Genomic DNA, 12154 nt, shown 5'->3' on the forward strand with positions numbered 1-12154 from the left:
GCGGCAAAGCCAATCGATAGATCCGTCCGGGCGCTGCTTCAATTCACCTGGTTACTGCCTGCGCGCTGCGGCGAGCGCCGGCGAATCGGGTGCTGCTGCAGCAATTGCGTTCTGCGCGCTAGCGCCTGATCCTTGCCGGCCTGCTCCTGCACGGCCCGCGAGGCGTCGAGCAGAGCCTGGAGCGGTTGCTCTGGCGCCTGAATCATCTGTTCGAGTACCAAGGCCGTCTGCGCAAACAGACAGGCCATGTCATTGCTTTCGTACAGCCCGGCAATGCATTTGAAGCCAACCCCGATGGTCGTCGACGAGTTGACGAACTCGGCGATCAGGTCCAGCTCCGCCGCCGCCTGCCCCGCGGCCCAGGGCCTGATCTGCAGCCCATCGATAGCCACCGGCTGCGCCCCTTGTTCCTGGTAGATGAATTTGATCGCGAACAACGGCGACTTGCCTGAACGACGCGGCAACCGCAGTGCCTCCACCAGGCGATCGAACGGCAGGTCCTGATGGTCCGAAGCACCGATGACCGTGGTGCGGCAGGACGCCAGGAAACTGCCGATCGTCTGTTGTTGATCCACCGAGAGTTGCAGTACCAATTGATTGACGAAGAAGCCGACCATTTCTTCAACGCCGGCGTGATTTCGGTTGGCGACATCCGTCCCCAGGCGGACCCGGGCAGCGCCACAGCGCTGGCTGACGACCAGGGCAAAGCCGGCCAGCAGGAGCATGTACAGGGTCAGGCCCTGTGCCTTGGCAAACTGACGCAAGCGCTCGCTCAAGCCCTGCTCAAGGGCAAACTCGTACACCTCGCAGTCTTGCTGCTGATCGGCGGATGCGCCGCTGCCACTGGCCGGCAAGGTGGTGAAGAAATGCTCGCTGCCCAGTTGCTGCTGCCAGTACTGCAACTGCCGGTCATGCTCCCCAGCCGCCAGCCATTGGCGCTGCCACACCGCAAAATCGAGGTACTGCAGGCCTGGCGCGCTCAAGCCAGGCGCCACACCGGTGGCAAATGCCTGGTAGAGCGCGCTGAACTCGCGGATCAAAATGGCAAACGACCAGTGGTCGGCGACGATGTGATGCAGCGTCACCAGCAGCACGTGGCGCTCTGGCTCGGTGCACAGCAACTGCACCCGCAGCAGCGGCCCACGCTGCAGGTCGAAGGGGCGCAGGGCCTCTTGCTGCACCTGTTGCGCCAGCACCACCTGCCGGTTGGCGCTGTCCAGGGCCTGCAAGTCGACACTCTCGAACGGCACGGGCAAGTGCGCGTGGACCCGCTGCCAGCTTTCGCCCTGATCCTCGAAGAACGTCGTGCGCAGCACCGCGTGGCGCGCAACCAGGGCTTCGAAGGCCAGGCGCACGGCCTCGACCTGCAATGGCCCGAGCAACTCCAGCGCGCGCGGAATGTTGTACATCGAACTTTGCGGTTCAAGTTGCCAGAGGAACCACAAGCGCTGCTGAGCATAAGACAGCGGCTGCGGCTGCGAAGCATCGACCCCATGCAAGTCCGGCAGCACGCGTCGGCTTCCGGTTGCCGGTAACTGCTCGACGAATGCCTGTAGCGACGGGCTGTCGAACAGCGCGCGCAAAGGCAGGTCCAGCTGCAGTTCATGGCGCAGTCGACTGATCACCTGGGTCGCCAGCAATGAATGGCCGCCCAGCTCGAAGAACTGGTCGTCGAGCCCGACCCGCTCAAGCTTGAGGACCTCCTGCCAGACCTGGGCGACCTGCTGCTGCAGCGCCGTGCTGGCGGGCCGATAAGGCTTGCTGGCGACGCTGCTGTCGGCCAGCGCCAGCAAGGCCTTGCGGTCGAGCTTGCCGTTCGGGGTCAAGGGCAGATGGGCAACGACGCTCAGGCGTGTCGGCAGCATGTGCGCCGGCAGGTTCAAAGCCAGGGACTGGCGCAACTCGCTGCACAGTTGCTGGCCCTGCGCCGCGTCCTCGAACAGCTGCGGGTCGGCCCCCACCAGGTAGCCCACCAACTGCTGTACACCGTGCTCTTGCCGGGCCACAACCACCGCATCACGGACCCGCGCATGGGCCAGCAAATGACGCTCGATCTCACCGGTTTCGATACGAAAGCCACGGACCTTGACTTGATGATCGACGCGCCCGGCATACTCAATCTGCCCATCTGTCGCATAGCAGCCCAGATCGCCAGTGCGGTACAGGCGCCCGCCAGGTTGCGCGGCGAACGGGTCCGGCACGAAGCGTTCGGCCGTCAACCCGGGCCGCGCATGGTAACCCCGCGCCAGTGAGTCGCCGGCAATGCACAACTCGCCAACCACGCCCGCGGGCAAAAGCTGCAGGGCCGGCCCCAAAACCAGCAGCCGGACGTTATCGAGCGGCCGCCCGATCGGCACCATGACCCGTTCCAGCGCCCCGGTGACCATGGCGAAGGTGACCTCGATGGTGGCTTCGGTCGGCCCGTAGAGGTTGACCAGCGTACCCGGCCAGCGCTGCAACAGCTGGTTGGCCAGGGTTGCACTCAAGGCCTCGCCCCCTGCCATCAGATAGCGCAAGCTGGCCATGCTCTGCGCCGTCGCCGCCGGCAGTACCGCCTGCAGCAGCGAAGGCGCCGCCTGGACAATGGTGATGCCCAGTGCTTCGACCCGGGCCCAGAGCCTGGACATATCGGCTGACAAGCCCGGCTCGGCAATGACCAGTTGCGCCCCGCAGATCAATGGCAGCCAGCACTCCCAGACCGAAGCGTCGAAGCTCAGGGCGGTCTTTTGCAGAACCCGGTCGGCAGGCTCAAGTTGCAGGGTGCGCTGCATCCAGTGCATGTGATTGGCCAGCGCCCCGTGCCGCACCTGCACGCCTTTCGGGGTGCCGGTGGAGCCTGAGGTGTAGATCATGTAGGCCAGGTTGTCCGGGTGCAGGCAGGTGCTGACATCGGCGATTGGCGGCCCGGCGTAGGCTGCGCTGTCGAGCACCAGGCGGGTAACGCCCGCCGGCACGTCCAGCGCAAGGCCCGGCTGAACGAGCAACAAGCGCGCGGCGCTGTCGTCGAGCATGAAGCGGATGCGCGCCTGCGGATAACCGGGGTCCAGTGGCAGATAGGCGCCACCGGCCTTGAGGATCGCCAGCAAGCCAATGATCATCTCCAGGCTTCGCTCGACAGCAATGGCGACGACCACCTCGGCCCCTACCCCAGCCTCACGCAAACGGACTGCCAACTGGTTGGCTGCGCTGTTCAATTGCTCGTAGCTCAGGCGCTGGCCGGCATACTCGACGGCACAGGCCTGCGGCGTGCGCGCCGCCTGCTGCCGCACCCAGTCATGGATAGCTAACGGCGGCACGTCCACCGGCGGCTCAGGTTGAGCCCGCTGCAACACCGCCTCGCGTTCGGCCTGCGCCAACATCTGCAGTTCGCCCAGCGGCGTCGACAACGCGTGCGGCAATTGCTCGAGCACAGTGCGCAAATGCTCGGCCAGGCCCTGCAGCGCCTGCTCGCCGATGGCGTCGCAGGCATAGTCGTAATCGAGCTGCAGCTCATCGCCCACGGTCACCGCCACCGACAACGCGTAGTGGGTCTGCTCCTGGTTCGCCACCGCACCAAACCGAGGGCCCTGCTGTTGTTGCAACGCCTCGGCCAGCGGGTAGTTCTCGAACACCAGAATATGGTCGAACAACGCATGGGCCTGATGCCCCGCCCAGCGCTGGATTTCGAACAGCGGGGTTTGCTCGTGCTCGCGCACCGCAAGGTTGAGCGCCTGCACCTGCTCCAGCCACTGCGCCAGGGTCTGCTCGGGCCGCGGGCTGGCAATGATCGGCAGGGTGTTGATGAACAGGCCAATCTGCTGCTCGATCCCCGGCAGCGGCAGGCTGCGCCCGGCCACCGTGGTGCCCACCACCACGCTGCGGCGCCCGCTATAGTGCTGCAGCAACAGCAACCAGGCCGCCTGCACCAGGGTATTGAGGGTGATCTTCTGCTGGCGGGCGAAGGCACTTAGCTGCGCGGTGTGCTGGGCGTCGAAGCGCTGGACCAGGCTTGCACGCAGGCCCTGGGCCTGTGCCCGGCCCGCTTCGGGCAGGTAGCGCGCCAGGTGCAGCGGCTCGTCCAGCGCCTGCAGCTGCGCAGTCCAGAACTGCTGGGCTGCCCGTCCATCAAGACCCTGCAAATGCTCGATGTAGTCGCGGTAGCGGCTTGCCGGCAAGGCGCCAGGCTGGTCGTTGTAACGCGCCAGCACTTCGCCGAGCAGCCTGGCATTGCTCCAGCCATCCATCAGGATATGGTGGTGGGTGTAGATCAAGTGATGCCGCTGCTCACCGGTGCGCACCAGATCGAAGTTCAACAAGCCCGCGACCTGCAGGTCGAAGCCGTGTTGACGCCGGCTCAGGGCCAGGGCCTGGAGCCTGGACGCCAGCCCGGCATCGCCGCGCCAGTCATGCTCGCGCAGATCAAGCCGGACCTGCTTGCAGACAAACTGCAGCGGCTGTGCCAGGCCGCCGTCCCAGATAAAACCACTGCGCAGAATATCGTGGGCCTGCACCGTCGCCTCCCACGCCTGGCGAAAGCGTTCCGGCTCCAGGCCGTCGACGTCAACCCGTAACTGGTTGACGTACTCGGCACCGTTGTTGCTGTACAGGGCATGAAACAGCATGCCCTGCTGCATGGGCGACAGCGGGTAAAGCTCATCGACCTGGCCGAGCAGCGGCGCAAGCTGATCGAGTTGCGCCTGCCCAAGCCTGGCCAGGGGGAAATCCGATGGTGTCGCCTGCGCGCCTGGCAGCTGGCAGCAATGCCCGATCAAGCCTTGCAGCTCATCGAGGTAGGCATCGGCCAAGGCCTGGACGGTACTTGCCTGGAACATGGCTTGACTGAACGTCAGGCGCAGGCCCAGTTGCCCTGCATAGACTTGCCCCTCGATACTCAGCCAGTTGGCCAATGGCGCATCGCTGGCCTGCCCGGCGCCACCCGGCTCACTGGCCGGATACAGCAAGGCGCGCTCGTCGAACTGACTGTCAAAACGCCCCAGGTAGTTGAAGGTGATCCGCGGTGCAAGCGCATCACCGCCCAGGCTTGCGCGCTGCTGCGCGCTCCCCAGGTAACGCAGCACGCCAAAGCCCAGGCCTCGATCAGGCACCGCCCGCAACTGCTCCTTGATCGATTTGATCGAAGCCCCAAGATCATCCTCGGGTACCAGCCGAAGCGGGAAAATACTGGTGAACCAACCCACGGTACGGGTCAGGTCCAGGTGCTCGAACAGATCTTCGCGGCCATGGCCCTCCAACTGCAGCAACGCACTGTCATGCCCTGTCCAGCGACACACCGCCCGCGCCAGGGCGGTCAGCAGCAGATCATTGACCTGGGTGCGGTAAGCGCCCACCGCGTCCTGCAACAATTGCCGGGTGTGCTGCACATCGAGGCGGATTTCAATGCTTGCCGCGTCGCGGTTGTACAGCGTGCCCTGGCGATTGTCACAGGGCAGGTCCACAGCGTGCTCAAGCTGCGCTTGCCAATACGGCAGTTGCTCGCCGGCACGCTCGAGGTAATCCTGCAACTGCACAGACCAGGCCTGATAGGCACTGGTCTTGGCGGGCAGTTGCACAGCTTGCCCGGCCTGCAACCGGGTATAGGCCGACTGCAGGTCTTCGAGCAGGATCCGCCAGGAAACCCCGTCGACCAGCAAGTGATGAACCACCAGCAACAGGCGTTGACTGCCATCGTCCATGTGCACCAACAGGGCCCGCAGCAACGGCCCCTGCTGCAGATCGAGGCTGCGCTGGGCGGCTTCGCACAGCTCAAGTAGCTGGGTCGGCGTATCGGCCTGACGCTGCCACAGCTCAAGGGCCGCTGGCGGGGCCTGGTGAAACTGGCGCCAGCTCGCGCCCAGCGGCTCAAAGCGCAAGCGCAGGGCATCATGGTGATCGACCAGCGCCTTGAGCGCCGCTTCCAGCAACGCAGGCTCCAGCGTTTGCCGCGCATTGAGCAGCAATGACTGGTTCCAGTGCGCCGGTTGCGTCAGTGACAGCTCAAAAAAGCCCTGTTGCACCGGGGTCAAGGCTACATCGCCATGCACCGGCCCCTGCTCGATTTCGCGTACCGTACCGGCTTGCGCCGCCTGCGCCAGGCTGCGCAACGTCTGGTACTGGAACAGATCGCGCGGCGCCAGCAGCAGGCCGGCCTGGCGCGCGCGGCTGACCACCTGGATGGCAATGATCGAGTCACCGCCCAGCTCAAAAAAGTTGTCATCCAGACCAATGCGTTCATGCCCCAGCAGGGTCTGCCAGATCTGCGCCAGGGCGCGTTCACGTTCACTGCCCGGGGCCTGGTAGGCGCCTTTGGGGGCAGCCTGGGGCGCAGGCAACGCCTTGCGGTCGAGCTTGCCGTTGGGTGTCAGCGGCAACGCCGGCAAGACCATCAGGTGATTGGGCAGCATGAATTCGGGCAGGCTCTGCAGCAGCCAGGCCTTGAGCCGGGCTTGCCAGTCGTCCGGCGCCTCACCTTCAAACACCAGGTACGCCACCAGTTGCTTGCCCTCCGGGGCCAGCACCACGGCCTCGCGCACCAGAGCATGCTGAACCAGGCGCGCCTCGATTTCGCCCAGTTCAATGCGCAGGCCGCGGATCTTGACCTGATGATCAAAGCGCCCCAGGTACTCGATAACCCCATCGACCCGCTGTCGCACACGGTCGCCAGTGCGGTACAAGCGCTCGCCACTGCCAAACGGGTCAACCACAAAACGCTCGGCGGTCAACCCCGGGCGGCGGTGATAGCCGCGGGCCAGGCCTTGCCCCCCGAGGTACAGCTCACCCGCAACCCCGGGCGGTACGGGCGCGAGGCTAGCATCCAGCACCAAGGTACGCAGGTTGGCGATCGGCACCCCGATCGGCACGCTGTCGCGGCCCTCGTCCACGCAGCTCCAGTGGGTAACATCGATGGCCGCTTCGGTCGGGCCGTAGAGGTTGTAAAGCCCGGCCTGCGGCAACCTGGCAAACACCTGTTGCTGGGCATCCACCGGCAGCGCCTCGCCACTGCAGACGATACGCTTGAGGCTGCGACAACCCTCGACACCCGGCTCATGAATAAATGCCTGGAGCATCGACGGAACAAAATGCAGGGTAGTGACCTGATAACGCTCGATCGTGGCAATCAGCCGCGCAGGCTCGCGGTGTTCGCCCGGCGCGGCCACCGCCAGGCGGGCACCGCTGAGCAGCGGCCAGAAGAACTCCCAGACCGACACGTCAAAGCTGAACGGGGTTTTTTGCAGTACCGTGTCGCCGGCCTCCAGGCCATAAGCCTGTTGCATCCAGCACAGCCGGTTGACCAGCGCCGCGTGGCTGTTGCCGGCGCCTTTGGGGCGGCCGGTGGAGCCCGAGGTGTAAATCACATAGGCCAGCTGCAGTGGGTCGACGACGATGTTCGGGTTGCTCGTGGCGTAGCCACCCAGCCAGGCACCGGCCTGGTCGAGCACCATTACCTGCACTGCCTGCAGCGGCAAGCGCTCGGTCAGCGCCGCCTGGGTCAGTACCAGGCGCACGCCGCTGTCCTCGATCATGTAGGCCAGCCGCTCGGCCGGGTAGTCGGGGTCGAACGGCACGTAAGCGGCGCCGGCCTTGAGGATCGCCAGCAGGCCGACAACCATCTGCAGCGAACGCTCGACAGCAATGCCGACCAGGCTGTCGGCACCGATGCCGGCTTCGATCAGGCAATGGGCAAGCTGGTTGGCGCGGGCGTTGAGCTCGGCATAGCTGAGCGTTTGATCGGCAAACAGCAACGCCGTGGCATGGGGGCTGCGCTCGACCTGGGCTTCGATCAGCCGGTGCAGCGGTTGCTGCAGTGGATAATCAACGGATGTCGCGTTCCAGTCGACGACGATACGCTGCAACTCTTGAACATCAAGCATGCGCAACTGCTCGACAGGCGCGTGCGGTGCGGCCAGCATCGAACCCAGCAGGTTCTGCCAATGCCGGCCCATGCGCTCGATGGTTGGCGCCTCGAACAGGTCGCTGGCGTAGGTGATTACCGCCTGCAGACGCCCGCCCTGCTCAAAGGTATCCAGGCTCAGGTCAAACTGGGTGGTGCGGCTTTGCCAGTCGACCTGGCTCATCTGCAGCCCGCCCGCCAGGTGCAGCGTGGTGACGTCGGCGACCTGCGGCTGATGGTTGTACATCACCTGGAACAACGGCGTGTGGCTGAGGCTACGCTCAAGGGCAAAGGCCTCCAGCAGTTGCTCGAACGGCAGGTCCTGGTGCGACTGGGCCCCCAACACCGTGTCCTTGACCGCCGCCAGCAGTTGGCTGACGGTCGTCTGCCCGTCGAGCCGGGTACGCAGTACCTGGGTGTTGACGAAGCAGCCGATCAGGCCTTCGATCTCACTGCGGTTGCGGTTGGCAATCGGCACGCCAACGCGCAGGTCACCCTGACCTGTGTAGCGGTACAGGAGAATGTTGAACGCCCCGAGCAGCAGCATGAACAGGGTCACGCCCTGGCTGCGGGCAAACGCGCCCAGGGCCTCGGCCAGTTGCGGGTCCAGGCTCAAGCGCTGGCGTGCACCGCGATAGCTGGGCAACGCCGGGCGCGAATGATCCAGCGCCAGTTCCAGCGGCGGGTGCTCCTCGCCCAACTGCGCGCGCCAGTAGTCGAGCTGACGCTGCTTCTCGCCCGCTTCCAGCCAGCAGCGCTGCCACAGGGCGTAATCGCTGTACTGGATGGGTAGCGCGGCCAGGGCCGGCACCTGCTTGCCCAGGTGCGCGGCGTACAACTGGCTGAACTCTTCAATCAGGACGTTCATCGACCAACCGTCGGAAACGATATGGTGCAAAGTCATCAATAGCACGTGCTCATCGGCCTTAAGCTTGAGCAGCAGCACCCGCAGCAACGGCCCCCGGGCCAGGTCGAAGGGCTGCAGCGACTGGTGCTCGGCCAGGGCCCGCACGCGCTGTTCACGTTCGGCGGCATCCAGCGCACCGAGGTCCAGGTGCTCGACCTGCGGCCATTGCGCCGCCGGTATCAGCGCCAGGCGTTCATCGGCTTGCTGAACAAACACGCTGCGCAGGGTTTCGTGGCGCTGTACCAGGCTGGCAAACGCCTGTTCCAGCGCCTCGACATCCAGGTTGCCCTGCAGGCGCACGGCGCTGGGCAGGTTGTAGGCCGCGCTGCCAGGCTCCAGTTGCCACAACAGCCACATGCGCTGCTGGGCATAGGACAAGCCGCCCTGCCCGGCCACCGGCACCTGGGCCGGGATCGGGAACTGGGCAAAGTCGACCCCTTCACGGGCCAGCCCCTGAAGAAAGATGCGGCGCTTTTCCAACGGCAACTCTATGAATCGGCGGGCAAGCTTGCGGGCATCTTCGGCATTCATCGACTTTCATCCATCCAGGGGAACAACGAGCCTGCAGGCCCGGTAATTCAAGAAAAACGGATGACCGCGAATGAAAATTAAGCGCATCGGGCTGATGACCCAGCAGCTTTGAAACATTTGCTTTCAACTAACCCTGCGGGTTTTACGATTCTCGTTCGTCTTATCTATTGCAGTCCCAAGGCTGAGCATTGGCTCGACCTCAATTTCTCTGAAAAGACACCTGCAATGTCCCAGAAAGCGAAAAAGTCCAAATCCAGGCTGTGGTTCCTGGTCCATAGCTGGCTCGCCCTGCCGATCTGGTTTTTCGTCCTGATCGTCTGCGTCACCGGCACCCTGGCGGTGGTCAGCCAGGAGATCGTCTGGCTGGCCAACCCCGATGTGCGCGCCAGCAAGCCCGACGGCGACGCCGAGCGGCTGAGCTTCCAGCAGGTGCTCGATGCCCTGCACCAGGCCGAGCCGGACATGGCCGTGCGCTTTATCAGCCAGCCGGACGGTTCGCACTTTGCCCTGACCGCGGCGGTCACCTTCCCCGACGGCAGCGCCCCGACCCTGTACGTCAACCCCTATACCGGGGCGATCCAGGGCAAGAGCCCGGCGTTCAACTTCGAGGGTTTCACCCGTGCTCTGCATGGCTGGTGGCTGGTGCCGTTCACCAATGGCTACAGCTGGGGCTGGTACCTGGTGTCGCTGCTCGGCCTGCCGATGCTGGCCTCGCTGGTTACCGGGCTGGTGGTCTATAAACGCTTCTGGAAGGGATTCTTTAAGCCGACGTTGCGTTTTAACCATGGCGCGCGGATCTTCTGGGGCGACTTCCACCGCCTCAGCGGCATCTGGTCGATCTGGTTCATTGCGGTGATTTCCATCACCGGCACCTGGTTCCTGATCCAGGCGATCCTCGGTGACAACCACATCACCATTTCCACCGAACCGGTGGTGCCGGTGATTGCCCGCGAAGACGTGCCGCGCACCGAATCCGGCGCACCGGCACCGCGCATCAGCCTGGATGACGCCACGCGCATCGCCAAAGAGCAGATCCCCGGCCTTGATGTGAGCTTCGTGTCGCTGCCCGGCAACGCCTACGCCCACCTCTACTTGGGCGGGCGCGGCTGGTACCCGCTGATGTTCCAGACCGTCAACGTCAACCCGTACAACAGCAAGATCGAGGCGCAGTTCCTGATCAACGACCGCTCGACCCTGGAGTTCGTCACCGAATCCATGCGTCCGCTGCACACCGGTGACTTCGGCGGCCTGGCGATCAAGCTGATCTGGGCGTTCTTCGGCCTGGTGCTGTCGATGATGGTCTTGAGCGGCCTGCTGATCTGGACCAAGCGCACCGCCCAGGCCACCGCTGCCGCCCTCAAGCGCGAGCAACGGCCGCGCAAGCAAACCGCCAGCGCTACCGACACCGCCACGGAGGCCAGCCTATGAGCAAGGCAGCAGTTGCGCCGCAAAGCCCGTTGAGCCGCTTCTGGCACAAGTGGCGCTTTCACCTGAACATCCTGCTGTTGCTGATTCCGCTCGGTTTCATGCCCAAGTACTTTGCCGATGCCGCGCTGTTTCGCGGTGACAGCGGCCTGGGCGAGCGCGAACTGGGCGAGATCAAGGTCGGGCCGTGGAGCGTGCAGTTGGCCGAGCTGCGCGATGAAGCGCCACGCGCCGATGGCCCTGCCGGTCACTTCAAGGCCTTCAACATTGCCCTGTGCCAGGCCTGCATTGCCGAGGTCAAGGCCGCTTACCTGCGCATCGGCAAGCCGCGCAGCCTGCGCGCCGCCGGGACGATTTTCTTCGGCACCCCGTACCGCATGAGCACCAGCCTGCCAGTGCCGGCCAAGACCCGCGCCGATGCCGAAATCTGGATCACCCTCGAAGGCTGGGACGGCAGCATGCACCAGGCCGCCGTGCCGCTGAGCAAGGCCTCGCCGGCCACCGTCGCCTGGCTGAACAAACAAGGAGGCAAATGATGACGTTGCGCAAACTGCTGCTGGCGTTGCTGCTGCTTGGCGCAAGCGGCCAGGCCATGGCCCACAACCCGATGTGCGAATGCAAGCCGATCGATGGCGGGCAAATCGAATGCACCGGCGGCTTTTCCGACGGTAGCGGCGCGCCCGGGGTAACCCTCGACGTGATCGGCTACAACGAAGAGATCCTGGTGCCGGGCAAGCTGGGGGAAAACTCCAAGCTGACCTTCAAGCGCCCTGAAGGCGAGTTCTATGTGCTGTTCGACGCAGGCCCCGGCCACGTGGTGGAAATCGACTACGCAGATATCGAGCAATGAGCCGCGTGCAGGTGGTGCGCCCGGCCGGTGCCGGGCATGAAACCCTGTACGTGCTGCTGGTCAGTTTGTTGATCCTGGCGGTGGCCGCCGGCATCGTCGCCCTGCGCGGCGAACGGCATGACGAGGTCAGCATCGAGGCCCACCAACTGGATGCCCGCCGCGACCTGACGGCCGCCGAGCAAGGCGTGTATGCCGACCTGCGGGTGGCCTTCGACGAGATCCAGGCACGCCGCGAAGAAGCCCCACAGTTGCTGGCCGTCGAAGACCTGGCCGAAGAAGGCTTCCCGCCCTTCGTCGCCGATGCCAGCGCCGCCAGCCGCGGCCAGCACCACTGGCAACTGCTGCAGGAACGCGCCTACCTGGGCCTGAGCCACGCCAGCACGGTGGCCGGCAGCTTCCTCTTGCTGGTGCCCGAGGCCCACGATGGTGTCGCTGATGTCTGGCTGCAGCGCAGTCCTTCCGCCAGCGCCCCTGCCGACTTCAGCCAGGCCGCGCTGATCGCCGCCGGCTGGCAACAGATCGCCGCCCACTACGACGCCGGCGTCACCCGCCAGCATCGTCACTGACACAAGGA

General features: G+C 64.9%; 5 protein-coding genes. 4 read left to right on the top strand and 1 reads right to left on the bottom strand.

From position 1 onward, the window contains the following. Positions 1-38: 38 nt before the first annotated feature. Positions 39-9305 carry a non-ribosomal peptide synthetase gene (locus LOY34_RS17600; protein ID WP_195884612.1) on the bottom strand — a complete coding sequence of 3089 codons (9267 nt, stop codon included), beginning with the start codon at positions 9303-9305 and terminating at the stop codon, positions 39-41. A 225-nt stretch (positions 9306-9530) separates the two neighbouring features. Here LOY34_RS17600 and LOY34_RS17605 point away from each other — a divergent pair, with 225 nt between their 5' ends. The 4 genes from LOY34_RS17605 to LOY34_RS17620 are packed head-to-tail and all read left to right on the top strand — an operon-like array spanning position 9531 to position 12146. Then, positions 9531-10733: a PepSY domain-containing protein gene (locus tag LOY34_RS17605; protein ID WP_195884613.1), complete on the top strand. Its 1203-nt coding sequence runs from the start codon at positions 9531-9533 to the stop codon at positions 10731-10733. After that, positions 10730-11266: a thiamine pyrophosphate-binding protein gene (locus tag LOY34_RS17610; protein ID WP_195884614.1), complete on the top strand. Its 537-nt coding sequence runs from the start codon at positions 10730-10732 to the stop codon at positions 11264-11266. Before LOY34_RS17605 ends, LOY34_RS17610 begins: the two co-directional genes overlap by 4 nt. Further along, the gene (locus LOY34_RS17615) at positions 11263-11580 is read left to right on the top strand and encodes a hypothetical protein (RefSeq protein WP_408980525.1); all 318 of its coding nucleotides are present in this window, start codon (positions 11263-11265) and stop codon (positions 11578-11580) included. The genes LOY34_RS17610 and LOY34_RS17615 overlap by 4 nt, the downstream gene beginning before the upstream one ends. Then, the gene (locus LOY34_RS17620; protein ID WP_195884615.1) at positions 11577-12146 is read left to right on the top strand and encodes a DUF6162 family protein; all 570 of its coding nucleotides are present in this window, start codon (positions 11577-11579) and stop codon (positions 12144-12146) included. Before LOY34_RS17615 ends, LOY34_RS17620 begins: the two co-directional genes overlap by 4 nt. Positions 12147-12154: the final 8 nt, after the last annotated feature.

It is taken from the genome of Pseudomonas sp. B21-009, from assembly GCF_024749345.1.
In the GTDB taxonomy this organism is placed as follows: Bacteria; Pseudomonadota; Gammaproteobacteria; order Pseudomonadales; family Pseudomonadaceae; genus Aquipseudomonas.

Bases quoted from the DNA above. Each gene is read 5' to 3' on its own strand.
- LOY34_RS17600 (WP_195884612.1), bottom strand. From the start codon at position 9,305: ATGAATGCCGAAGATGCCCGCAAGCTTGCCCGCCGATTCATAGAGTTG.
- LOY34_RS17605 (WP_195884613.1), top strand. From the start codon at position 9,531: ATGTCCCAGAAAGCGAAAAAGTCCAAATCCAGGCTGTGGTTCCTGGTC.
- LOY34_RS17610 (WP_195884614.1), top strand. From the start codon at position 10,730: ATGAGCAAGGCAGCAGTTGCGCCGCAAAGCCCGTTGAGCCGCTTCTGG.
- LOY34_RS17615 (WP_408980525.1), top strand. From the start codon at position 11,263: ATGATGACGTTGCGCAAACTGCTGCTGGCGTTGCTGCTGCTTGGCGCA.
- LOY34_RS17620 (WP_195884615.1), top strand. From the start codon at position 11,577: ATGAGCCGCGTGCAGGTGGTGCGCCCGGCCGGTGCCGGGCATGAAACC.